Below are 22,602 nucleotides of genomic sequence, written 5' to 3' on the forward strand. Positions count from 1 at the left end.
CAATCCGGAGCAGGCTCGTGAAGAACGGGGAAGGGATGTCCTTCCCCGTTTTCTTTTTTCCGCCGTCCGTTCGTGCTTTTGCCTCCTCGCTGCTGCGTTTTTCCGCCGCCAATTCCTCATCGATCCGCCTGATCGCCGCGACGTCGAAGCGGCTCCGCACGACAGCTTCGTACGACGTATTTGTCTGCTGAATACGGCATGAAATCGCCTCGCAACGAGGCATGGTTCGCGCAATCACGCCCCCTCGTCATCTTTTCTCGCGATCGCTCGATCGGCGCTCAAGTTTCGCCGGCCTATGCCGTTGACATGAGCTAATCCCATTCTGGAACCTCGCCGTGCAACTCGCTTACAGTAACGACCGCCTGGCCAGCCGGATGCCCATCGAGCCCCCCGCGACCGGCGAAGCCGAGGTGGAGTCTTCGGTCATCGAATGGCTGTTGCATGACGATCAGGTAATGCGCGAATGCTTCACGCACGCGGCGGAGATTCTCAAGAGCGTGACCGGCGCGGCGATCACCGCAATCGTGCTGCTCGACGAGGAGCACGAGCATTACCGCGCCGAAGTCGGCATGGCGATGCCGCTCGTCACGCGCGCCTGCTCGCTCGCCGACTATGCGGTGCGCGACGCCGATCTGTTCGTGATCGAAGACGCGCATCACGACCACCGCTTCCGCGAATGCATGCTCGTGCGGCGTCATCCGTTCGTGCGGTTTTATGCGGCGATTGCGCTACGCGCGCCGAACGGCGAGATCGTCGGTGCGCTGTGCGCGATGGACCCGTCGCCGGGCCGGCTCGATGCCGGGCAACGCGGCGTGTTCTACCATCTGCGCGCGATGATCGAAAACGATCTGAAGATGCGCACCGCCACCGCGATCGATCCGCTCACGCAGCTTTATAACCGCCGCTTCCTGCTCGACAGCATCGCGCGCCGCTGGAAAGAAGCGCAAGAGGGCGACGTAATGGGCTCGGTGGTGGTCGACGTCGACTGGTTCAAGCAGTACAACGACACGTACGGGCATCAGGCCGGCGATCAATGTCTGCGCAAGGTCGCCTCGGTCATGCAGGCCGCCGCCGACAACGAGCGCATCGTCGCCGGACGCATGGGCGGCGAGGAGTTCGGGCTGCTCGTGCTGCAGGCGCGAGCGTTCGAACTCGAAGACACGCTCGAAGCGCTGCGCCGTGGTGTCGCCGACCTCGCGATCGAGCATGGCGCGTCGCCGCTCGGCATCGTGACCGTCAGCGTGGGCGCGTCGCTGACGCGCATCACGGAGTCGTCGCGGCCCGCGCATCGCGATGGTTTCGCGAGTGCGGATCAGGCGTTGTATCGCTCGAAGCATAGCGGGCGCAACCGCGTAACGATGGCGTAAAGCGTAAAACCATAGTACGGCGCGGCGTACCCGATCATCAGCGATCCTGACGATCGGGCACGCAGTTGGCTTGCCTTGAGCGCTGCCTGCGCTTGCTGTTCGCTGTTTTCCCGTTTCCGGCCGGCGATGCGTACCATGCCTGCCTATCGCAGGCAACGCATTCCCCATTACTTCCCCGTTAATGCGTACGATCAAAATCGTACGCGCAAATTGCCGCTGCACGAACGGTCATAAGGTTTTCTTAAGCTTGCACTGTTGAGATAACCTTATGAATAACGGCTGCGAACAATAACGATGCCCCGTGGACGCAAACCTGGCCGGCAAGCCGAGAAGACGCATTGCCGGTTGCTTTATCTGCTGGAATTGGCGCGCGGCAGTTCGTACGTCGCGAGTACGCTGACGCCGGAAAGCCAGCATGCGGCAATTGCCGAGGTGTTGCGCGAGTTCAGCCAGCAACACGACGCGAACAAGCTGCCGATGTTTCGCGAACTGCTCGCGGAGAGACTTCAGGAGCGAGGCGATCTCGACGCGGCGCAGGCGGTGCTGAGTTTCAGATTGCGTCAATAGAGCGCGGGAAAACCGGGGCGGAACAGCGCAGGCGCGCTGCCCGCAAAAAACGCCTCGGCTTGAGGCTTCCAACCTCAAGCCTCAAGTGCCGATCAGCTTCAACCCCGCCGGCAACGACTCGCCGAACACACGACCTTCATCGGCGTTATCGAGCGCGACCGTTTCGCTGACCATCGTGACCCACGCGCGCGGCGCACTCGCCGCTTCGAGCCGCCGCACGACCGTCGCGCGCAGATCGTCAGGCAGATCGCGCGAGCGGTCGCCGGTCATGCGCGCGATCTGCACGGCGGCGAATGCGGCGGGGTCGATCTTCTTCCAATCGAGCTTGAGAATCGCGTCGAGCCATTGCGCGGCGACCGCGGGCGGCACGACGCTATGCGCGCTGCCGTAGAACGGCTGCCGCGCACCGATACGCCCGACCGCCCACCAGCTCTGGTGGTTTTCCGCGGGCTTCTTCAGGCGCGCGAGCACGGCCTCGCCGAGTTCGATCTTGCGCTCGGCCGGAATCCGTTCGAGCGAGGCGGACAGCCGCACCCTATCGGCAAAACCGGTCTTGGCGACATCGAACGGCAACTTGTGGCGCGCTTGCGCGGCCTTCTCCAGATAGTCCATCGCCTCGAGCACGCGTAGTTGCGCGTCCTCGCCGAGGCCGCCCGCCGCGCGGCGCCACAGCGTCCACCATTCGGACCAGACCTGGCTATCGTTGACGTACTGAATGCCGTCGTCGAACAGCGACCACAGCTGCTCGACGCGCCATTCGTCGAGCGGATAGCCGAAGCCCGGTCGCACGCAATAGCCGGCGAGGTTGAGCCAGAGCCGTTCGTGATCGGCCGAGCGCCGTCTGCGGCGCGCGCGTTCCCAGAGCGCGCCGAACAGCTCGCGCAGCAATGCGCTGTTCCAGCTATCGCGCGGTCCGAGCAGTTGTTCGAGTTGCGCGCGCAGCCGTTTGATTTCCTTTGGATCGACGTTTTGCGCGCGCGAGCCGAAACAGCGGTCGATCAGTTCGATCGCGCGATCGAGCGCGGGATGGCGTTCGTGCGCGGCATCCGCCGGCAGATCCACCTGCGCGGCGTCGCGGCGCAACTGGAATTCGAGCCGCCAGCGTTGCGCGGGGTGGTCGAGCGCGAGACAGTGCACGTCGAGCGTGCCGACTTCGGTCAGCGTCGTCGCGATGCGCACGGTGGTCTCGCGCGCATTCTGGCCGTCGCGCGGCTGCACGACGGTCGCGACCGGCGGCAGACGAATGAAGTCGCCGCCCGTGAGATCGACGAGTTCGCCGGGCTGATAAACGGTGTCCGCGCTCGACGACACGAGGTGAAACTGCACCGGATGCCCGAGCCGCAACGCGAAGGTACGCTCCGCGATCAGGATCTCGTGGCCTTCTTCGGTGCCGCGCGGCAGCAGGCAGATGCCGCGCGATGCGGGTGGGGTGTCGTGTGGCGGGTTCGGCGCGCAATCCTGGGTTGAGCCGTGTGCCGAATCCGGCTTGCCCGCGCCGGTTTCGTCGAGCACGAGAAAATAGCTGCGCGCGGAACCGCCGCCGATTTTCGGCGCCAAGCCCGCGCGCGCGAGCGAATAGGCCACCGCGCCGCGCGCCACCGCAACGTCGGGATTGTCGTTGTGCAGGACGTTGAGCGGTGCGCCGCGCCAGTCGCCGAGCGTTTCGGCGAGACGGCGCGACAACGCGTCGGCGCGAAACACGCCGCCGTTGAGCAGCAGCGTGTCGGGCACGGGCAGGGCGGTTGCGTTGCCAGGGCCCGACGCGCCGGCCGTATCCGCCGGCGCATCTGCGTTCGCATCCGCTTCTGCACCCACGGCCAGCGCCTTGCGCGACTGCGCCGCGAAGCGCTCAAGAAACGCCGCGATATGGCGCGTGACCGCCGCGTCGGTTGCATAGGGCAGACCGAATTCGACAATCGCGCCGCGCGGCCGCCCCGGCCGTTCGTGCGCCGCGACCTTCGGAAAGAACCCGTCGACGATGATCTTTTCGACCTCGTCGCGCGTGACCTGCGCGCTGCGCGCTCCGCCGATCAGCTTCGACCCGGCGCCGAGCAGCGTGATCGAAGCCGACTCCGGCGCCTGCACGCCAAGCAGTTGTTCCTTCGCGCTGCGGCAGCGCTCGACCAATTGCGACAGGCTCGCCGCCGACAAGCGCTGCGGCGCCTGCCTGACGTCACCGGAGCCAGCGGCACCGCCGGCCCCACCCGGCAGCCGCGCCTCGACCAGATGCGCGAGCGCGAGGTCCATGTTGTCGCCGCCGAGCATCAGGTGATTGCCGACGCCGATGCGCGTCAACTGCGGCTCGCCGTCGCCGCGCAACGCGACTTCGATCAGCGTGAGATCGGTCGTGCCGCCGCCGACGTCGCAGATCAGCACGAGCCGTGTCTTCGCGAGTTCGCCGGCCAGGCGCTCGCGATGATGAAACAGCCAGTCGTAGAACGCGGCCTGCGGCTCCTCGAGCAGCCGCAGCGACGGCAGACTCGCGAGCCGCGCCGCTTCGACGGTCAACGCGCGCGCGCCTTCGTCGAACGAAGCCGGCACCGTCAGCACGACGTCCTGCTGTTCGAGCGGCGCGTGGGCAAACTGCTGGTTCCACGCGGCGCGCACGTGCGCGAGGTAGCTCGCGCTTGCCTCGACCGGCGAGACCTTGCGGACCTCGTCGGGCGCGCCCCACGGCAGGATCGGCGCAATGCGATCGACCGAGGCGTGCGAGAGCCAGCTTTTCGCGCTCGCGACGAGCCGGCCCGGCACCTGCGCGCCGAGCAGACGCGCGAGCCGGCCCACCACCACCGGCTGTGCGGCGTCCCTGCCGTGGCCTGCGGCGGCGCTCGCAGCGGACCACGGCAGTGGCAGATCGGCCGCGCTCAGCTCGCCTTCGGCCGCGTGATAGCGCACCGACGGCAGCAGCGGACGCGCCGCAACTTCGCCGGGACTCACGAGCTGCTCGATCCCGAACACGCGAATCTCGTGCGATCCGGTTTCCGCGTAGGCGAGCACCGTGTTGCTGGTGCCGAGATCGATGCCGACGCTGTATCGCTTCATCTGCGCAGCCTTCTCACTCGCTCGCTCATGCCTGCGCGCCGCCGCGCACGTCGAACTCGACCTTCCAGCGCTCCTCGGAGCCGCGCGGGATCGCTTCGAGTTCGAGCGTGCCGGCCTCGGTCACGCGCGCGTGCAGCTTCACCGGCACGACCTCGCCCGTCGCGCGGCCGGCTGCCGGCAGGGTCGCCTGGATTTCCTCGAGCTCCTGCAATTCCTCGGGGCTCCAGTAATCGAGCAAGGTGCCGACCTGATCCTGACGACGCACCGACGAACCGAAGAAGCGGAAATGCACGGGTTCGCCGACCACGAGGCCGAACTCCTGCGCGAGCAGTTCCGCCTCGGTGCCTTCTTCCATGCCGAACGGCGCGACGCACAGCGCCTGCACCGGCGGTTCGAGACCGGGAACGGCCGGCATCGCCGATTCGATCGCGATGTAGTAGGCGCGCGCGGTGCCGCCGCGAATCCGCACGCCGCGGCCGCGCCGCACGTAGCCGTAGTAGGCCGCGCCGCGCGCGACCGCGAGGTCGAGGTCCGCGCCTTCGAGCAGACGCGCGCTTGCCGCGCCTTCGGCCGCGAGCCAGCCGTTCAGCGTGCCCATCAGGCGCTCGACCAGCAGCGCCGACTTGAACACGCCGCCGTTGAACAGCACCGCGGTCGGATGCAGGAAGCTCGCATTTTGCGCGGCCGCGTTGGCCGCGTCATTGGCGGCCACACCGCCGAACCCTGCGAGTTCGGCCAGCGCACCGACCTGCCTGCCGAGGAACGCCGCCAGATGCTGCGTGATGCCGGCGTCCTGCGCATACGGCAAACCAAGCTGCGTCAGACCGACGCGCGCGCGGCTCACCGGACGCGCCGCGCTATCGACTTGCGGGAAGAAGCCTTCGAGGATCGTCTGCGTCAGTTCGGTGCGCGTCAGTTCGGTGCGGATCGAGCCGCCGATCAGCTTCGAGCCGCGGCTCGGCACGACGAGCGGCACGGTGTCGGTGGCGGCGTCGCTGAGCAGCGTTTCCTTCGCCGAACGGCACGCGTAGGTGAGGGCGCGCAACTGCCACGCGTCGGCCTGGGTGCCCTGCGCGGCGAGCTTGCGTGCGACCACGTGCGCGAGCGCGAGGTCCATGTTGTCGCCGCCGAGCAGGATGTGATCGCCGACCGCGACGCGATGCAGTTCGAGATTGCCGTCGCGCTCGATCACTGCGATCAGCGAGAGGTCGGTCGTGCCGCCGCCGACGTCGACGACGAGGATGATGTCGCCGACCCGCACCTGCTTGCGCCACTGGCCGCCGCTTTTCTCGATCCAGCTATAGAGCGCCGCCTGCGGTTCCTCGAGCAGCGTCATGCGCGTGAAGCCGGCGGCCTGGGCCGCTTCGGCGGTCAGCTCGCGCGCGGCCGGGTCGAACGAGGCGGGAATCGTTACCGTGACGTCCTGGTCGGCGAACGGCGCGTCCGGGTGCGTGTGGTCCCACGCCTCGCGCAGGTGCGTCAGATAGCGCACCGAGCTTTCCAGCGGCGAGACGCGCGCGACTTCGGGCGGCGCATCGTTCGGCAGAATCCCCGCACGCCGGTCGACGCCTGGATGGCACAGCCAGCTTTTCGCGCTCGACACGAGCCGGATCGGCGTGCCGGCGCCGCGGCTGCGCGCGAACTCGCCGACCGCGAATTCGCGCTGGCCGGTCCACGGCAGGTAGAGGTCGCCCGAAGCCAGTTCGTCGGGGTGCGGCAGATAAAGGAACGAGGGCAGCAGCGGCAGATTGTCGATCGCGCCGGGGCCCGTGAGCTGCGCGATCGGCAGTACGTCCTGGGTGGTTTTCTCGCCGTCGCTCGCGTGTGTGTCCACGTAGGACAGCGCGCAGTGCGTGGTGCCGAGGTCGATGCCGATCGAATAGCGGGCGTCGCTCATAGCTCCACCTCGGCCGGGGCGATGACCTTCGCGTTATGGCCGTCCGCGAGCTTCGGCAGACGCACCTCGTCGACGCGCCAGCCGCGATGGCTGATGCTGCCGTTAAACGGCGCGCTGCCGACGACGTTGCCGGTCAGCCGCACCGAACTCGCATCGAAGCCCGCGGGCAGCGTGACGCGGCTGCCCTCGGCTTCGTCGCGCACCGGGCGGATCGTGAAGTGCTCGCGCAGCGTCGCGCGGCAGCCTTCGTGGACGAGGCGCGCGGCCGCGCCAATGTCGGCGTCGCTATAGCCCTTGATGTCTTCCTCGACGAAGTCGATGAAACGCGCATCGCGTTGCAGCAGACCAAGCAGTTGCAGGGCGGCGTCGGGCGTCGCTTCTTTCAGCACCGGGGCCGGTTGCGGCTTCGGCTGCGGAGCAGGCGCCGGCGTCGGCGTCGGCGTTGCAGCAGGGGCCGGCGTGGGCGCGGGCGCCGCGCCGACCGGTTCGCCGTTGCGCAGGCGCAGCACGTCGGCCGCGAAGCCGCCATTGCCGAGGATGCTGAAAAACGTGCCGACAGCCAGTGAAATCCGGCCGAGGAAGGATGGGTTCGAATTGCTCATAAATGCTCCTGATGGGCTCTGTCAAAGGACGAGCCGTCCTCGCCGCGCCACGGGCGTCAGAGGCCGCGAAGCCTTGACGGGCCGGGCAGGGCCGTGATGATGCGGATTCGCGCGCCGCAGGAAAAACGCCGTCCGGCCGCCGGGCAGGCCAGCGCCGCAAGGCAGTTCGCGGCACCCCGCGGGGCAATTCGCAATACGCCGACGCGGCGCATACGGCGCGCGCAAAACCCGTATTTTGCCTTGCGGCGCGCCCGACGCGGGCAAAGCCGATAATTCTAGCGGGCAATGGGGCGGGATTGGCGCGAAGCCGGGGGAAGAACGGGCAAATGCGGGGAAAGCGGGAGCGGCTCAAGCGGCGGGTTGATCAATTGCCGTCTTTCGATTTCGCCGCATCCCAGTTCATGCGATGACGTTTGACGGTTTGCGTATGCCGTGCATCGTCCTCGGTATGCAGATAAAGGCTGGTCGTATTCAGCGAGACATGGCCGAGATTGTCGCGGATCGTGCGCAGATCGACGCCGCCATCGGCCTGATGCGAACCGGCTGTGTGGCGCAGCCAGTGCGCCGACGCGCGTTCGAGCTCATCGGCGCGATCGGCGAATTCCGGGCCGCGCGCGCGCAGCCACATCGCCGCGCCGGCAAAGATGCCCTTGATCGCATCATGCACCGCCGAGCGCGACAGGCAGCGGCTTCGCCCCTTGAACGGCAGCACGAGCGGTGTTTCCTCGGCGCGCGTGGGCAAGGCGGCGAGGCCGTTGAGCGTGCGGTAATTGCGCAGCTCCTGGATCAGTTCCGCCGACACCGGCACGATCCGCTCCTTGTCGCCCTTGCCGAGCGTTTCGAGCCACCACTGGTCCTGACCGTCGGCGCCGAGCCGTCTGAAGAACTGGCCCATCTGGCCGCCCGCGACTTCCGAAATCCGCATGCCTTGCAGATAGAACAGCGTGGTCAACCAGCGGCAGCGCGCGTAGTAGGCGCGTTGCGCGTCGGTGTCCTGCGGCAGTTGCTCGACGAACAGCTTCACTTCGTCCCATAGCGACGTCGACAGATAGCGCGTGACGCGCGGCGCCGAGCGCTTCGCGCGTTGCCGCAGCAGCGCCATCGGATTGCCGCGCAGATAGCCGGCGTTGACGAGCCACGTGAACATCGCGTTGAGGATGATCAGCGCCTGGCGCTGGCTGGCCGGTGACAGCGGGCCGTTGAACGGCCGCCAGCGTTCGTCGCTGCGGGCGAACTTGCCGCCGCTCGCCGACACCCAGCGCGCGGCGGGCTGCGGATCGGCGATGAACGCCTTGAATAGCAGCAGATCCTCGTGCGTCAGCGACGACAGCGGCTTGCCGAGCTGCACGACGGCCCACAGCAGCAGACGCTCGGCTTCCTTGCGGTAGTTGTCGAAGGTGGTCTTGGTGTCCGCGTAATTGGAGAGCCATGCGCGCACGGCGTCGAGATCGTTGCGCGCCGACAGCTGCGAGTTTTCGCTTGCGCCGCGATTGGTGCCGTCGCGGCCATCGAGCAGTTCCGGCACGACGAGCGATTCGACGGGCTGAACGGTGACGAGGTCGGCGCTGGATGCGGCTGTCGGCAAGGCTTTGGACACGATTCGGAGAGTTCCTGGGGACGAACGCCGGTTGCGTAATTGCGCTTATTTTAATGAGCCGCCAGGGCCGCGGATACCCGCTCGCGCAATGTCGGCAAAACATCGGCGTCAAACCACGGATTGCGCTTGAACCAGGCGATGTTGCGCGGCGAGGGATGCGGCAGCGGCATGATCCGTGGTCCAAACTCGGTCCAGCGGACGAGCGTATCGGTCATGCTGGGTCCATAGGCGGCGCCGAGACCGAAGCGCTGGGCGTACTGTCCGATCAGCAGCGTGAGCCGCACGGCGCTCAGGTGGCCGAGCAGCTCGCGATGCCAGCGCTCGGCGCACGCGGGCAGCGGCGGCAGATCGCCGCTCGGGCCGCGCCCCGGAAAACAGAAACTCATCGGCACGATGGCGAATTTCGACGCGTCGTAAAAGGTGCTGTCGTCGACGCCGAGCCACGTGCGCAGGCGCTTGCCGCTCGCATCGCTCCACGGAACGCCGGACGCATGCACACGCGCGCCCGGCGCCTGGCCGACGATCAGAATGCGCGCCTGCTCGGAGGCAGCCAGCACCGGTCGCGGTGCATGCGGCAGCGTCGGCGCGCACAGGGTGCAGGAGCGGATGTCGCGGAGCAGGATTTCGAGCGTTGTGGGTTTCTTGACAGCCATTCTGTGGGGCAAGGTGACGGATGGACCGGGGTGCCCTGGAACGGCTCAGCCCGGTGACTAAGCCGGATAGATCAACGTGCCGTCGGCTTGCGGTTGCGCGCCCGGCGTCATCGTGGCGGCGCTCGTGTAATGCGCGTCCATGATGTGCAGCACGGTTTCGCGGCGAGCCAGCAGATAGTCCGTGATGATACGCCGGTGGCCGAGCCACAGGACGGGACCAGACGGGTTGCGCTCAGGATAGCGCTGGTTGTCCGCGAACAAAGATCGTTAAATATTTGATGCGTCCCTCGCTGCGGTTTCTGTAGGTGCGGAAAGCGACGACCCATCAGACCGTGGGCCAGCAACTGCACCGACGGTCCTTGAAGACGGTAGCCCCGGCCGTTGGCCCAAAGGTAACCCCGCCCGGGGACTTGACGGCAGGCCCATCCGCGGACCCGACGGTAACCCCGCCCGGGGACTTGACGGCAGGCCCATCCGCGGACCCGACGGTAACCCCGGCCGGGGACCTGACGGCAGGCCCATTCGCGAACCCGAAGGCAATCCCGGCCGAGGACCCGACGGCAAGCCCATCCGGGGACCTGTCGGCAGCCCAATCGGACGCGAGGCCAACCGCGAGCCGTCTGCTTGCGATAATGACGCGAACGACGCGCCCGCACGAGTCAAAGTCTCTAACTGGTCGCGAATCAGAGCGACATTGCCCTTGTTGGTCGCGGACGCGATCGGCAGATCGAACTGCCGTCCGACCCCGACCGCCTGAATGTCACCCAGCAACTCAGGCCTCGCTGCCTGCTGTTGCTTTCCAAGGTTCCTTCGAGCATTGGAAATGAATCGATCGTTCATGGACGACATCGGCTCAAAATTGCCGGTACTCTCACGTTCGATGTCCTCAGCCGACATATCCATGGCTTTATCGAAAAGCTCCTTCGCCTCTGGACTTTTGCCAAGGCGATGCGCCATCTCATCGATTGCGGCAGACACGCGCGGATCATTTGCGGCGGTATGCTGCTGATCGGCTTCGGCCGCGTTTGCGAAGCGGGCGTTCTCCCGCAAGACGGGTGGCCCGTCCAGCCAGCTATCCAGAATGGGATCATGGGGGCGGGCAATGCCATCGTCGTGACGGCTTTCCGCCCAGACATGGTCGAATGGCACGTCCGCCGTGATGGCATGCGTGCGCTTTGCCGTTTGTACTTCGCTGTAGCTGGCCGTCACTGCGGCAAACTCGTCGCAGTTGCCACTTTTTCCATACAACGCCGTTGCTGCCGCCACCACATGATTCAGCAAGTCGCTCCTTTCCTCTGCGCTCATGTCCCGCAAGACTTCGCTGAGCATCTGGTGCGGCCAGCAACGGACGAGCGCCGCCGTTTCTTCGCCTGGATTGCACAGCGAGTGACTCAACGCCTTTGCTAACGCACGCGTCGCGTTCGTACGCCGTAGCGCATCCATGTTGCCAGGGCTCCCGGTTCGCGCGATATTGCCCGCTCCGGCTGACAATGCGCGACGCGCCTTGTCCATCGCGTCATTCGCCTTGCGAAGCTGGGTAGTTGACTCGGGATCGAGCGCCTCGCCGACAAGGGTTCTGGCTGCCGCATAGGCGGCCAAAGGCGCCTCGGCGGATGTCAGCAGTTTCTTTGGCCGGGGGCTCAAGCCATTGAGTACGGGATGACTCCGGGGACTTGCCGAGCTTCCTATCGCACTTGACTCAGGCTTGGCCGTCTCGGAAGACGCCTCGTCAGCAAGGTGTGACGCCGATACGGACCGGTTGCGGAGTCCGTCGATTGTTGGGCTCATGACTCTTTCTTTAGATGCGAATACATCTCGGATGACCGGCTGGACAGTTTCTCGCGTTGAATATCTTTTGGTGCTCCAAAGACGAATAGCCGTGCAATGCGGCGAAGCAGGAAAGTCCGGTGCGGTCGTTTTACTGTTGGCGGCTACCACGTCACACGGATCGCAATCCCGTTCTGTACGTCGCCGCGCCCAGGGATGAGCGAACCGCCGTCGATGCTTTCCCATAAATTTAAACACGACATTATAGTACTAATGTCGTTTTTAAGAGGTGAAAGTGTAGTATTTTTATCGTATTACGTTGTATTATCAATTTATCGTTCATTCCGTAGCCTCAAACACGCCATGACGCTCGAATCCGACATCGAAGCCGCCCGCGAACGCGCATCCGACACTCAGGTGCTATACCGCGAAGTCTGCGCACTGCTGTTTTTCCGCTACGGTGAAACGCCGACCGCGAACCGGCTTTATCAACTGGTGCGCAAAGGCAGCATGAGCGCGCCGGCCAAGGCCTTGCGCGATTTCTGGGGCGAGGTTCGCGACAAGACTCGCGTCGACGTTGGACGCCCGGACCTGCCGCCCGAGGTCGCGGCGGCGGCCGGCGATCTGGCGGCCCAGCTTTGGCGGCTATCCAACGACGTCGCAAGCGCAGCGCTGGACGTGTTCAGACAGGACGCGCAGAGCGAAATCGCGGCGGCACGCGACGAGGCACGGGAACGGGAAACGCAGCGGCTCGACGCGCGCCAGCAGGCGGAACAGGCGGCGCACGACGCCGCCGCGCTGCGTGCGCAGATCGGCGGGCTCGACGCGCGCATCGTCGAGCTGCAAACCGCCAACGCGATGCTGACGGCGCAACTTGCCGCGTCGAAGCAGGAAACTGCGGCGGGCATCGCCGCGCTGGCCGACGCCCGCCGCGATTTCGCCGACGAACTGGCCAAGCTGCGCCGCGCGCACGAACAGAACGAACAACGGCTTGCGGCCGCCGAAAAGCGCGCGTTGCTCGAAATCGAGAGCGAACGGGCCGTGGCGCAGCGGCTGCGCAAGGAGCTTCAGGCCAGCCATGAGCGGGCGGCGACGCTAGAGTCCGAATCGCGCGCGCAGCGTGACGGCTTACGTGACGAACTCGCGGCGACAAAGGCCGAGCTGGCCACATCGAACGCACGGCATGCGCTGAGCGGCGCGCAACTCGCGGAAAAGGACGCACTGCTGGCCGAACGCACTGCCAGGGCCGATCTCTTGCGGCAGCGCATCGAGACGATGTCGCGGAAGCTGGAAGCGGCACGGGCGCCGAAAACGTCCACACGCCCTACCCGTCGTTCGCGTGAAAAAAACGCCTCGCAGGGGCGAACGACGACAGACTTTGCAGGCGCGTCATTCGTCAAACGGGGAACGAGTACCAGGAAGTGAGCACAGTGGCAGCAAGGCGAATCGTGGACCTGAAATCCCGGCGCGCCTCACATGACTCATATGATTAAAGAGAATGCGAGCGCATCCGCAAAACGGCTCGCGATTTTCGTCGGGGGATTCAAACGACACAGGAATCGAACCTGTAGGGGCGCTGACTATATCGCCAGCCTCGTCGATACACCTGCACCGGCGTGCGCTTGCGCCTCAGCGCAGGCATTGTCGTCAGAACTTCGGATGGCACTCGAAATTGACCGACGATCCATGCTCGGTCATCACGCTCACGCCGCTCACGGTTTCCGCCATTACGCTGCTTTGCATACCGCGGCGCTCGCAATAGTCGCGCGCTTCGTTCATCGCGAGTTCATGCGCGCGGGCCCATGCCATGCGTCCACCGGTTGCGCTTGCCGCGACCGTGTAAGTGCCGGGTTTATCGGTCGCGACGACGTCGGTACTCGATGCACATCCAGCGAGACTCGCGCATGCGAGCACCGCCGCGGCGAAACCACGCACGCGGGCCGCGAGCGGCACCCTCTTCTCTGCCGGCTCAGGCTTTCGCGCGCACGAGCCGGGAATACCGTTCGAATTCAGATCACACATTGTGCAGCACCTGCATTTTTTGACCGATTGCCCGGCCTGATTTAGCAAGCCTCGATTATCGGCAATCGATCGCGCGAGATCAGCCGCTCGCGCCGAAAACACTGTTGCGTGTCTTTTAACAATGCAGGTGCCGTGCCACTCAGAAGTTGGCGGCCCCTTGTCCTTGTCCGCCCTGACCTGCCGCATCGGGCGGCACGACGTCGTCGGGCGTGGGCGTCGGCGCGATGGCCGCTGCGCCGCCGCCATGCGTTTCGCCGTCGACGGCATTGCCGGTGGCCGGCGCGGGAGCGGTTCCCGGCGTCGGCAACAACGGCGGCAATTCGCGCGGTTCGGCCAGCGCCGCCGAAGCGCCGGCCGCCGCAGACCCCGGTTGAGCCGGAACAACCGGAACAACCGGAATAACCTGAGTAAGCGGAGTAAGCGGAGTAAGCGGAGTAGGCGAACTAACGGACGCCTCCCCGGACGTCCCCGCCGACGCCTTGCGCGCCGGCGCATGCACAACCACCTGCTTCTGTGGCGTGCGCGCGAACAGATGCTCGATCCAGTCGCGCAACCGCTCCGCGCGCTCGGCGAACCAGCCGGGCGGCTGCTCGGTATCGAACTTCACGCGCGGATCGACGAGCCGCGAGCGCTGCGCGCGCTGGAAGAAATCGCCGACGATCGGCAGCGCGCTATGCGCCCCCTGCCCCCAGTAATCGCTGCGCAGCGTCACGCGGCTGTCGTTGAAGCCGACCCACGCGCCCGCCACCAGTTGCGGCTGGATCAGGATGAACCAGCCGTCCGCGTTGCCCTGGGTCGTGCCGGTCTTGCCCGCGACGTCGCCGCGCACGCCGAAGCGCGTGCGGATGCTCGCGCCGGTGCCGCGGCTGACCACGTCGCGCATTACGTCGACGAGCGTACGCGCGGTATCGGCGGGCAGCTCGCGTTTCGGCGCGGCCGGTGCGAATTCGGCCAGCACGTTGCCGTTGCGGTCCTCGATGCGGGTGACCATCAGCGGCTCGACGTAATTGCCGAGGTTCGCGATCGTGCCGTACGCCGAGACCATCTCCTTCAGCGTGACGGGGCTCGTGCCGAGCGCGAGCGACGGCACCGGATCGAGCTCGCTGTCGCGCACGCCCATCGCGCGCGCAAGCCTCGCGACCTTGTGCGGTCCGACCGATTCCATCACCTGCGCGGTGATGCGGTTGCGCGAATACGCGAGCGCGTCGCGCAGGCTGATCATGCGGCCGCTCGGTTCGTCCTCGTCGTTCGGCTTCCAGACTTCGCCGCCCGCCAACTGGATTTCGACGGGGTTGTCGGGCAGCTTGTCGTCGGGCTTCGCACCCGCCTCGAACGCCGCCGCGTAGACGAACGGCTTGAAGGTCGAGCCCGGCTGACGGCGTGCCTGCTGCACGTGATCGAACGGGTCCTCGCTGAAGTCGCGGCTACCGACCCACGCCTTGATTTCGCCGGTGCGCGGATCCATCGCGAGGAAGTCGGCCTGCACGCGCGTCTTCGTCTCGCAGACGTTCTGCACGAGCGGGCGGTCGGCGAGCAGATGCTTCAGGGCATCGTCGTCGGACAGGCCCGTGTCTCTGGCGGCGCGAAAGTCGGGCGTTTCGCGCAGAAACGTGCGCAGCAGATCCTTGTCCGCCGAGCAGCCCGTGCGCGTGCCCCATGCCGAGTTCGCGATGCCCTGCAACTGGTTGCCTTGCAGTTTGACGGCCTGCGTCGCCATCGTCTGCAAACGCGAATCGAGCGTCGTGCGCACGACGAGTCCATCGGAATAGATGTTGTAGTCGTTGCGATCGGCCCATGCGACGAGCCACTTGCGCAACTGCTGCGTGAAATGCGGCGCGGGTCCGGGCGGCTCGATCTGGCGCTCGAAATCGAGGCGCAGCGGCTTGCGGCTCAGGATGTCGTACTGCGCGGGCGTCAGCTTGCCGTACTTGACCATCTGCCCGAGCACCGTGTTGCGCCGTTGCAGCGCGCGCTCGGGATTGAGCACCGGGTTGTAGTAGCTGTTGCCCTTCAGCATGCCGGTGAGCGTCGCGCTTTCGAGCACGTTCAGATCGGCCGCCGACTTGTCGAAATAGGTGCGCGCGGCCATCTCGATGCCGTACGCGTTGTAGAGAAACGGCACCGTGTTCAGATAGGTCTCGAGAATCTCGGGCTTCGTATAGAGCATCTCGATCTTGACCGCTGTAATCGCTTCCTTGAGCTTGCGCGTGAGCGTCGGCGCCCGGCCGATTTCGTCGGGATAGAGATTGCGCGCGAGCTGCTGCGTGATCGTCGAGCCGCCCTGGCGCTCGCCCGAAAACGTGTGCAGCGCGGCCGACGCGGTGCGCCGCCAGTCGAGGCCGAAATGCTCGTAGAAGCGGTGGTCCTCGGTCGCGATCAGCGCGTTCACGACGGTCGGCGAGATGTCCTTCAGGCTGACCCACTCGCGGTTCGACGGCTTGAATTCGGCGAGCAGCTTGCCGTCCGCGGAGAGAATCTGCGCGGGCTGCTCGATCTTCGCCTTGCGGATGTCGCCGATGCTCGGCGTGAACGGAATCAGCAGCAGCACATACAGCACGAACAGCACCGGCAGCGCGGCGAAGCCCCAGGCGACGGTACGGCGGGTCGGATGGCGCAGATGCCACCAGCCCTGTGCGATAAGCGGGTTCGCGAGGGTCAACCCTCGGTCGAGGGCGGCCAGAAATGAGGAGATGAGGCGCTTCACGCTTGCTGTCGTCCGCGGGGAAAGGCGCAATCGTACCAAGATGTGGGGTGGGCGCCGATTTTTGATGCTCGAATGCTCAGTGCCGCTTCAATAGCCTGTTATGTGGGCCGCGCACGGCGGCAATTCTTCCATCCATGCGTTTCGCGCGTGCTCACCGTCTTCCATGTCAGGGATCGCTGTATCGGGACTTCGAGAAATGTCGTCGAGCCGACGTGTCCGACGCACGCCAGCCCGAGCGTCGACGACGAGTGGGCGGCGCAACTGGCGAGCCGGCTGCGTGCGGACCGTCATCGCCCGAAGCGAGACCGGCGCACCGCACGGTTCATGTTCGAGGCCATCCGCGATCAAGGCGATCCGAACCGGCCACGGGCGCGTTTTATCTATTCTTACTTGCGCGCCGACAGGTCGTCGACAGCCAGGCTATCGCTGGTAATCTTTCGGCGGTGGGCAATCATCTCCGTATATGGGTCTGCAGCGTGACTGGGATAACGGGCTGATGCGCCGTCCCCGGAATCACCGGAAACGGACCTGCCGGCGCCAGGGACGGCCGCCGTTGTCTTGTCTGCGGCATGTTCTGGAAGAGCTCGTTTGGAGCCGGACCTCGCCAGACCGGTTGTTGTGGGACGACGGGGTGACCGGGATCCTGGGCCCATTGAGGATGATCGGTAACTCGCGGCATTTGCGGCATTTGCGGCGGAATGCGGGAGCGCATGGAAATCTCCGAAAAAGGTGCACGGATTCGGCAAACCGAACATAAAGGATGGTGTCTGTAGTGTCGCGCTCGACTATGCGTGACATATCCGGATACCGAAGATTGGTTGCGGAATGCGAATCACGCTTCGAAACGGCATAGGCCTTTGGCCTGATGGTTCGCACGTCCGCACGTACGGACGGTTCGGTTGAGGCTGCCCGGCGCTGCGCGGAGTGGCAACACGCGCTGCACCGGCGCCGACCCGCCCCCGCGCGAATGCCCGGCCACGGCGGCGGGGCCACTATAATGTCGGCAATTCCGACAAGAGGTGCTTCATGATCATCAAACCGCGTGTGCGTGGCTTCATCTGTGTATCGACCCATCCGACCGGCTGCGAAGCCAACGTCAAGGAGCAGATCGAGTATGTGAAGGCACGCGGCCCCATCGCCAACGGCCCGAAGAAGGTGCTCGTGATCGGCGCGTCGACGGGCTATGGTCTCGCCGCCCGCATCAGCGCCGCGTTCGGCTCGGGCGCGGCGACGCTCGGCGTGTTCTTCGAGCGCGCCGGCAGCGAGACCAAGGCGGGTACGGCCGGCTGGTACAACACCGCCGCGTTCGAGAAGCTCGCCACGGCCGAAGGCCTGTACGCGACCAGCATCAACGGCGATGCGTTCTCCGACGCGGTGAAGGCGCGCACGATCGAAGCCATCAAGCGCGATCTCGGCCAGGTCGATCTCGTCGTCTATAGCCTCGCCGCGCCGAAGCGCCAGCATCCGAAGACGGGCGAGGTATTCAGCTCGGTGCTCAAGCCGATCGGCAAGGCGGTGAACCTGCGCGGCATCGACACCGACAAGGAAGTCATCAAGGAAACCGTGCTCGAACCGGCCACGCCGGAAGAAATCGCGCATACGGTCGCGGTGATGGGCGGCGAAGACTGGCAGATGTGGATGGACGCGCTGGCCGAAGCCGGCGTGCTCGCCGACGGCGCGAAAACCACCGCGTTCACCTACCTCGGCGAGAAGATCACGCACGACATCTACTGGAACGGCTCGATCGGCGCGGCCAAGAAGGACCTCGACCAGAAGGTGCTCGGCATTCGTGAAAAGCTCGCGGCCAAGGGCGGCGATGCACGCGTCGCGGTGCTGAAGGCGGTCGTCACGCAGGCCAGCTCGGCGATCCCGATGATGCCGCTCTATCTGTCGCTGCTGTTCAAGGTCATGAAGGAAAAAGGCACGCACGAGGGCTGCATCGAGCAGGTCTACGGCCTCTACAAGGACAGCCTCTACGGCAGCCAGCCGCATCTCGACGACGAAGGCCGTCTGCGTGCCGACTACAAGGAACTCGATCCGCAGGTGCAAGGCCGCGTGCAGGAACTGTGGAACCAGGTGACCAACGACAACCTCTACGAACTGACCGATTTCGCCGGCTACAAGAGCGATTTTCTGCGTCTGTTCGGCTTCGAGATGAAGGGCGTCGATTACGACGCGGACGTCAACCCGGACGTGCAGATTCCGAATCTCGTGCAGGTTTGATGGAGCGAGGGCGCGGAGTCGATCTGTCGATTCCGCTCCCGGTGTTGCGTTCCGGTTGGTCTCGTCCCTACTGCGGTTCTTCGCCGCGCTCGCGGTGTGGCTGCATGCGGTGTGACTGCATGACCTGCTCTGCCACCTCATGCAGTACATCGCGCGCAGCACACCTCATGCAGTACACCGCACGCCGAAAACCCAAGCGTAAAAGCTTGCCAATCAAGGCGTGCCGTTGCGGCAATACGCGCGATAACCGTCCCGCCCGGCCAGCCGCGCCATATACGCGGCGAGCGCCGGAAAATCGTCATGCCGTATCGGCGTGTCGAGCCAGCGATTGGCCGACAACGCGATCGGCACATCCGCGAGCGAAAACGCCTGCCCCGCGATATACGCGCCCGTGCGTTCGAGTTGCTGCTCGACGATCCCCATATGCTTCGCCCAGTTCGCGCGCGACAGCTCGATCTGCCGCGGGGCCTGATGCTCGGGCGAGCGCCGCACGAGCGCCAGAAACGCGTAGCTCCACGAACGATTGAGCTCGCTCGCCTGCCAGTCGATCCATTGATCGCAACGCGCGCGCTCGCACGGATCGGCGGGATAAAGCCACGCGCCGCGATAACGGTTGGCGAGGTAGCGGATGATCGAATTCGACTCCCACAGCACGAAGTCGCCGTCGCACAGCACCGGCACCATCGCGTTCGGATTCAGCGCGCGAAATGCGTCGACCTCGGTCGAGCGAAAGCCCGAGCCCCAGTCTTCCTGTTCGAACGCAAGTCCGAGTTCCGCGCAGGTCCACAGCACCTTGCGCACGTTGATCGAGGTGGTCTTGCCGAGTATTCGCAGCATGGGTTGTTATGGGTGGAGCGAGGTTGAGCCGATGGATTCGGATTATCGTCCGTAATTTCGCGACCAGGGAAGAACGAAATCGTCAGGAGGCCGACTATCGCTGCCAGTCTTTTTCGCAACGATAGTCGACGAGCCGTATGTTCACATCGAGCACTGCATGAGTCTGCGTGCAGGGTCCGCGATCTTTTCCGATCGTCAGGCCGGAGTGGTGATGGACAGGCCGTTTGTCCCACTCCCCAACCCGACATCCGATCATGCCCGAAATCCGCACCTCCTCCTCCCGTTTCAGCGATTCCAGCGCAGCCGCCAGCGTGCTCTCATCCGGGCACGACAACGACGTTCAGGACGCGCGACGAACGACGACTCCGTCCGTCCAGCCCCGAGGATCGCAGGACGATCGTTTCTCGCACCTGCCTGCGCGCAGCACCAGCAGGAAGAACAGTGCGAGGTCGCAGAATCCGGCGCAGGACACGGCACAGAACTCGGGCGACGCGACGAACTCAGGCCCGAGCTCGAACCCGAGCCTGGCCACCGCCAACAGGCCGCGCGGGTCGTTGCCTCTGTCCGGCCGGGAACGCTCCTCGACGGAGGCCGCGACGCCGGCCGCCACCGGTGCGAGCGCCGGCACGGCGCCCGAGATCGAACTGCGGAATATGTCGACCGGTCAGCTCGCGCGCCTCGGCCATGAAGAAGCGCAAACGATGCTGAGCAACCTCGACGATCTGTCCAGGACATTGACGGATTCGCTGCGCGACATCGGCAAGATGCACGGCCGTGTGAAGGCGGCGTTGAACAAGGCGGATCGCCCCGTCCCGCACGACACCCAGATCCGGCATCTTGAAGAGGTCCAGCATTGGATATCCATGATGCAGTTGCAAAAACAGGGGCTGGACCACTTGCGCGACCACCTGACCCAGTCCCTGGGGTCCGGCAAGGCCGACACGGCGAAGAGTCGCAGCTGGACCGAATGGCTGAAGTCCACTCCGGTGCAGAAAGCGATCGCCGCCGCGGAAGTTGCCATCGCGATGGGCTTCAAGTTCGGTGCCTGGTACGGCGTGGAGGCCATCCTCCCGGGCAAGGCCAGCGCGTTCGAAACCACCGCCAAAACCGCCTTGCTGGTCACGCAGCGCATCCTGCTATCCCTGACTCTCGCCGGGGTCGGCGAGTACATCCCCGGTACCGATGGGCCGAGGCGCTGGGCCAAAGCCGGCGGAGATATCAAAACGATCCAGGGATTCGGCCAGGCCATCGATCAGCTCATTACACTCGCCGGGCAATTCGGAACCAATGCGGCGAGCGGACAGGCCGCCCCCTCGTTCGGGCAGATCGCCGGCTTCGGGCTGGTTGGGCTGGGCGGCGTGCTGCAGACGGGCGCGCTGAACAAGCCGGTCCTCGGCGCCATCGGCCATCTGCGCGGCGGCAACGATAAGGCCGGACAGCCCATCGAATTCGTCAATACCGACGAACTGAGAGCGGCCCAAAGCCAGCAGGCACCCGCCGGGGCTCTTCCGATCGAAGCATCCGACATCGACCTGGAAGACGGCCGCGGGCTCGTGACGCAAGGCGGGCGCGGCAATACCGATGTGAATACCCTGATTAATGACTTGTGGACGAGTCAGGTCCCGGCCATGCAGGCGCACATCGTCCGGGCCTTCGACTCCATGTCCGGCGTGCATCGGGCCCTCACCGCCCCGGCCGGATCGGCGCAGGACATCGCCGAGGCGGCGGCAATGGAAACCAGCCGGGCCATGTTGCAGTCCGTCTCGCCCCACGATCACGAGGCGCAGATGGAGAAATTCAAGCAGGACCTCGATTCGATCCGGAAGGCGGCGACTGACGTGAGCAACAGCCTGCCCAAGAACGACGGACTGCGGGCCCAGATCGAGACGGTGTTCCAGGATGCAACGAAGATGGCAGAGGCGGTGACCAAGGCGTCGAAGAACCTCACGACGCACGAGACCGCGTTCCTGCGCGGCATGACCAGCCTGGGCGCGACCGGCCTGCTGCTGAGCTTCATCGGGCCGCCCACCGGCAACCAGTGGCTGTCGAACGTCAACAACCGCGCCGCGATCGCGGGCCTGACGTCCTCTATCGGGCAGAACCTCGCCAACCTCGGCCAGTTCCTCGGCGGTGCGAAACCGGAGGACGGGCGTTTGATGCGTGTTCTGAAAATCGGCCTCGACAGCGAGAACGACAACCCGGTCCTCCAGTTCGCCAAGGACTGGGGACGCAACACCCGGTTCCTGCCCATCGAGTTCGTGCCGCTGACGATCTCGACGACACTCGCCGAAATGGGCAGCAAGCTGAAGGGCCAGATTCCCGAGGCGCCGCTGCGGGCCACCCCGTCAGTCACCACCGACCGGCTCATGATGGAAGCCCTGAGAATGGCGCTCAGCAACGCCTTCATGGTCTTCCGGCTCGGCCACAAGCTGGAGTGGCACCACTATGCCGCGATGGCCTCCACGTTCGCCGGCGCGGCAACGGCCTTGGGGACCGAAGCGCGCGGGTAGTCCGGCTCGGGGCCAGGGTGGCGTCGAAAGATGGCCTCGGAAGGCGGCTTCGGAAAACGGCAAATCAGGCACGCGAGGCCATTCAGGGCCGGCTGTTTTCGCGTGGCAAACGTGTGGCGCATCGGCCCTGCGCGCCACGCATCCCCTCTCCTACTCTGGCCCGCGGCCGCGCCGCGCGCCAGGGTAGGTCAGGAATTGCCGCCCGGGAATACCGCGTGCTAATGTTTGATTAAAGCGTTTGATGAAAGCCGGGGATGGCGCAGCGCCGTCCTCACCGGGAAGCCATTTACCGCAGCGAGCGTCGCCATGAGTGATGTACGCCAACATCTGAGTCCCCGTGACCGCCTCGAGCTGTTGTGCTGGCTCACGTGCGGAAGCCTCGGCGCTTATTATCTGAACGAAGACTGGCCCGACGCGGCGTTTCACGTGCAGTCCGCGCACAAGTGGCTCGATCGCCGCGCACGCGAAGCCGACTGGCTTTCTATCGCGAAGCTGTCGGCCACCGCGGTCGAAATCGCGCGGCGCCACGCGCGCTTCGTCGAGGCCGACTGGGCGCGCGATGCGGTCGAAGAAATTCTCGATACCGACGAAATCGACCCGCAAGCCCGGCTGCTCAAGCAGGTGCTGGCCGACTGCCAGAACGCGCTCGCGGACAAGCGGCTCGCAGACTAGCCTCCCCTGGAAGCGGAGCCCTCGCGGCAGGGCTCCCGGCATCGTTCCCGCGTCCCGCTCCCTCTTCCCGGTCACGGGTTTCAGTCCTGCGGTTTCAGCCCCGCAATTCAGTCCCTGGCCTCAATCCCCGCTTATCAGGGCC

16 protein-coding genes and 1 pseudogene are annotated in these 22,602 nt (G+C 65.5%); 7 read left to right on the forward strand and 10 right to left on the reverse strand.

Features of this window, described 5'->3' with window-relative positions; genetic code table 11:
• Nucleotides 1–17: 17 nt before the first annotated feature.
• The 3 genes from F3J20_RS07285 to F3J20_RS07295 all read left to right on the forward strand — a co-directional run bounded on the left by F3J20_RS07285 (nucleotide 18) and on the right by F3J20_RS07295 (nucleotide 1,934).
• Nucleotides 18–191, forward strand: coding sequence for a hypothetical protein (locus F3J20_RS07285; RefSeq protein WP_167282802.1), 174 nt, complete (start codon nucleotides 18–20; stop codon nucleotides 189–191).
• Nucleotides 192–374: 183 nt separating this feature from the next.
• Nucleotides 375–1,367, forward strand: coding sequence for a sensor domain-containing diguanylate cyclase (locus F3J20_RS07290; RefSeq protein ID WP_167038143.1), 993 nt, complete (start codon nucleotides 375–377; stop codon nucleotides 1,365–1,367).
• Nucleotides 1,368–1,661: 294 nt separating this feature from the next.
• Nucleotides 1,662–1,934 carry a hypothetical protein gene (locus F3J20_RS07295; protein WP_167282805.1) on the forward strand — a complete coding sequence of 91 codons (273 nt, stop codon included), beginning with the start codon at nucleotides 1,662–1,664 and terminating at the stop codon, nucleotides 1,932–1,934.
• An 81-nt stretch (nucleotides 1,935–2,015) separates the two neighbouring features.
• Here the strand turns inward: F3J20_RS07295 and F3J20_RS07300 are convergent, their stop codons facing one another.
• From F3J20_RS07300 to F3J20_RS07330, 7 genes and pseudogenes are all read right to left on the reverse strand, one after another.
• Nucleotides 2,016–4,976, reverse strand: a complete 2,961-nt coding sequence (locus F3J20_RS07300; RefSeq protein WP_167282807.1) for an Hsp70 family protein — start codon at nucleotides 4,974–4,976, stop codon at nucleotides 2,016–2,018.
• Between the two features lie 25 nt (nucleotides 4,977–5,001).
• A complete protein-coding gene (locus F3J20_RS07305) occupies nucleotides 5,002–6,873 on the reverse strand; it encodes an Hsp70 family protein (RefSeq protein ID WP_167282809.1) in 1,872 nt (623 codons plus the stop codon).
• Nucleotides 6,870–7,475 (reverse strand): DUF2760 domain-containing protein, encoded by a 606-nt coding sequence (locus tag F3J20_RS07310; protein ID WP_167282811.1) that lies wholly within the window; start codon nucleotides 7,473–7,475, stop codon nucleotides 6,870–6,872. Before F3J20_RS07310 ends, F3J20_RS07305 begins: the two co-directional genes overlap by 4 nt.
• Nucleotides 7,476–7,839: 364 nt before the next feature.
• The gene (locus F3J20_RS07315) at nucleotides 7,840–9,072 is read right to left on the reverse strand and encodes a tyrosine-type recombinase/integrase (protein ID WP_167282813.1); all 1,233 of its coding nucleotides are present in this window, start codon (nucleotides 9,070–9,072) and stop codon (nucleotides 7,840–7,842) included.
• A gap of 50 nt (nucleotides 9,073–9,122) precedes the next feature.
• Nucleotides 9,123–9,725, reverse strand: coding sequence for a uracil-DNA glycosylase family protein (locus tag F3J20_RS07320; protein ID WP_167282815.1), 603 nt, complete (start codon nucleotides 9,723–9,725; stop codon nucleotides 9,123–9,125).
• Between the two features lie 57 nt (nucleotides 9,726–9,782).
• Nucleotides 9,783–9,923 (reverse strand): annotated as a pseudogene (locus F3J20_RS07325) (DUF488 domain-containing protein); the annotation flags it as partial.
• A 69-nt stretch (nucleotides 9,924–9,992) separates the two neighbouring features.
• Nucleotides 9,993–11,324: a hypothetical protein gene (locus F3J20_RS07330; protein WP_167282817.1), complete on the reverse strand. Its 1,332-nt coding sequence runs from the start codon at nucleotides 11,322–11,324 to the stop codon at nucleotides 9,993–9,995.
• 384 nt (nucleotides 11,325–11,708) lie between these two features.
• Here F3J20_RS07330 and F3J20_RS07335 point away from each other — a divergent pair, with 384 nt between their 5' ends.
• On the forward strand, nucleotides 11,709–12,917 hold the full coding sequence (locus tag F3J20_RS07335; protein WP_240162725.1) for a DNA-binding protein: 1,209 nt from the start codon (nucleotides 11,709–11,711) through the stop codon (nucleotides 12,915–12,917).
• Nucleotides 12,918–13,139: 222 nt separating this feature from the next.
• On the opposite strand, the gene F3J20_RS07340 is transcribed toward F3J20_RS07335, so the two are convergent.
• Both F3J20_RS07340 and F3J20_RS07345 read right to left on the reverse strand, forming a co-directional pair.
• Complete coding sequence (locus F3J20_RS07340) at nucleotides 13,140–13,514, reverse strand: hypothetical protein (RefSeq protein ID WP_240162726.1); 375 nt, start codon at nucleotides 13,512–13,514, stop codon at nucleotides 13,140–13,142.
• A gap of 139 nt (nucleotides 13,515–13,653) precedes the next feature.
• Nucleotides 13,654–16,218 carry a transglycosylase domain-containing protein gene (locus tag F3J20_RS07345; protein WP_167282819.1) on the reverse strand — a complete coding sequence of 855 codons (2,565 nt, stop codon included), beginning with the start codon at nucleotides 16,216–16,218 and terminating at the stop codon, nucleotides 13,654–13,656.
• Nucleotides 16,219–17,244: 1,026 nt separating this feature from the next.
• Between F3J20_RS07345 and fabV the strand changes: the two genes are divergently transcribed.
• Complete coding sequence (gene fabV / locus F3J20_RS07350) at nucleotides 17,245–18,441, forward strand: enoyl-ACP reductase FabV (RefSeq protein ID WP_167038161.1); 1,197 nt, start codon at nucleotides 17,245–17,247, stop codon at nucleotides 18,439–18,441.
• Between the two features lie 213 nt (nucleotides 18,442–18,654).
• On the opposite strand, the gene F3J20_RS07355 is transcribed toward fabV, so the two are convergent.
• Nucleotides 18,655–19,278, reverse strand: a complete 624-nt coding sequence (locus F3J20_RS07355) for a glutathione S-transferase (RefSeq protein WP_167282821.1) — start codon at nucleotides 19,276–19,278, stop codon at nucleotides 18,655–18,657.
• 254 nt (nucleotides 19,279–19,532) lie between these two features.
• Here F3J20_RS07355 and F3J20_RS07360 point away from each other — a divergent pair, with 254 nt between their 5' ends.
• Nucleotides 19,533–21,788: a hypothetical protein gene (locus F3J20_RS07360; protein ID WP_167282823.1), complete on the forward strand. Its 2,256-nt coding sequence runs from the start codon at nucleotides 19,533–19,535 to the stop codon at nucleotides 21,786–21,788.
• Nucleotides 21,789–22,094: 306 nt separating this feature from the next.
• Nucleotides 22,095–22,460, forward strand: a complete 366-nt coding sequence (locus tag F3J20_RS07365) for a hypothetical protein (RefSeq protein ID WP_167038166.1) — start codon at nucleotides 22,095–22,097, stop codon at nucleotides 22,458–22,460.
• Nucleotides 22,461–22,602: the final 142 nt, after the last annotated feature.

It is taken from the genome of Paraburkholderia sp. Cy-641 (assembly GCF_011752945.1).
GTDB lineage: Bacteria > Pseudomonadota > Gammaproteobacteria > Burkholderiales > Burkholderiaceae > Paraburkholderia.

What these genes read in the sequence shown, in the direction of transcription:
- F3J20_RS07290 (WP_167038143.1), top strand. Translation starts at nt 375, where the DNA reads ATGCCCATCGAGCCCCCCGCGACCGGCGAAGCCGAGGTGGAGTCTTCG.
- F3J20_RS07295 (WP_167282805.1), top strand. Translation starts at nt 1,662, where the DNA reads ATGCCCCGTGGACGCAAACCTGGCCGGCAAGCCGAGAAGACGCATTGC.
- F3J20_RS07300 (WP_167282807.1), bottom strand. Translation starts at nt 4,976, where the DNA reads ATGAAGCGATACAGCGTCGGCATCGATCTCGGCACCAGCAACACGGTG.
- F3J20_RS07305 (WP_167282809.1), bottom strand. Translation starts at nt 6,873, where the DNA reads ATGAGCGACGCCCGCTATTCGATCGGCATCGACCTCGGCACCACGCAC.
- F3J20_RS07310 (WP_167282811.1), bottom strand. Translation starts at nt 7,475, where the DNA reads ATGAGCAATTCGAACCCATCCTTCCTCGGCCGGATTTCACTGGCTGTC.
- F3J20_RS07320 (WP_167282815.1), bottom strand. Translation starts at nt 9,725, where the DNA reads ATGGCTGTCAAGAAACCCACAACGCTCGAAATCCTGCTCCGCGACATC.
- F3J20_RS07335 (WP_240162725.1), top strand. Translation starts at nt 11,709, where the DNA reads ATGAGCGAACCGCCGTCGATGCTTTCCCATAAATTTAAACACGACATT.
- F3J20_RS07340 (WP_240162726.1), bottom strand. Translation starts at nt 13,514, where the DNA reads ATGTGTGATCTGAATTCGAACGGTATTCCCGGCTCGTGCGCGCGAAAG.
- fabV (WP_167038161.1), top strand. Translation starts at nt 17,245, where the DNA reads ATGATCATCAAACCGCGTGTGCGTGGCTTCATCTGTGTATCGACCCAT.
- F3J20_RS07355 (WP_167282821.1), bottom strand. Translation starts at nt 19,278, where the DNA reads ATGCTGCGAATACTCGGCAAGACCACCTCGATCAACGTGCGCAAGGTG.
- F3J20_RS07360 (WP_167282823.1), top strand. Translation starts at nt 19,533, where the DNA reads ATGCCCGAAATCCGCACCTCCTCCTCCCGTTTCAGCGATTCCAGCGCA.
- F3J20_RS07365 (WP_167038166.1), top strand. Translation starts at nt 22,095, where the DNA reads ATGAGTGATGTACGCCAACATCTGAGTCCCCGTGACCGCCTCGAGCTG.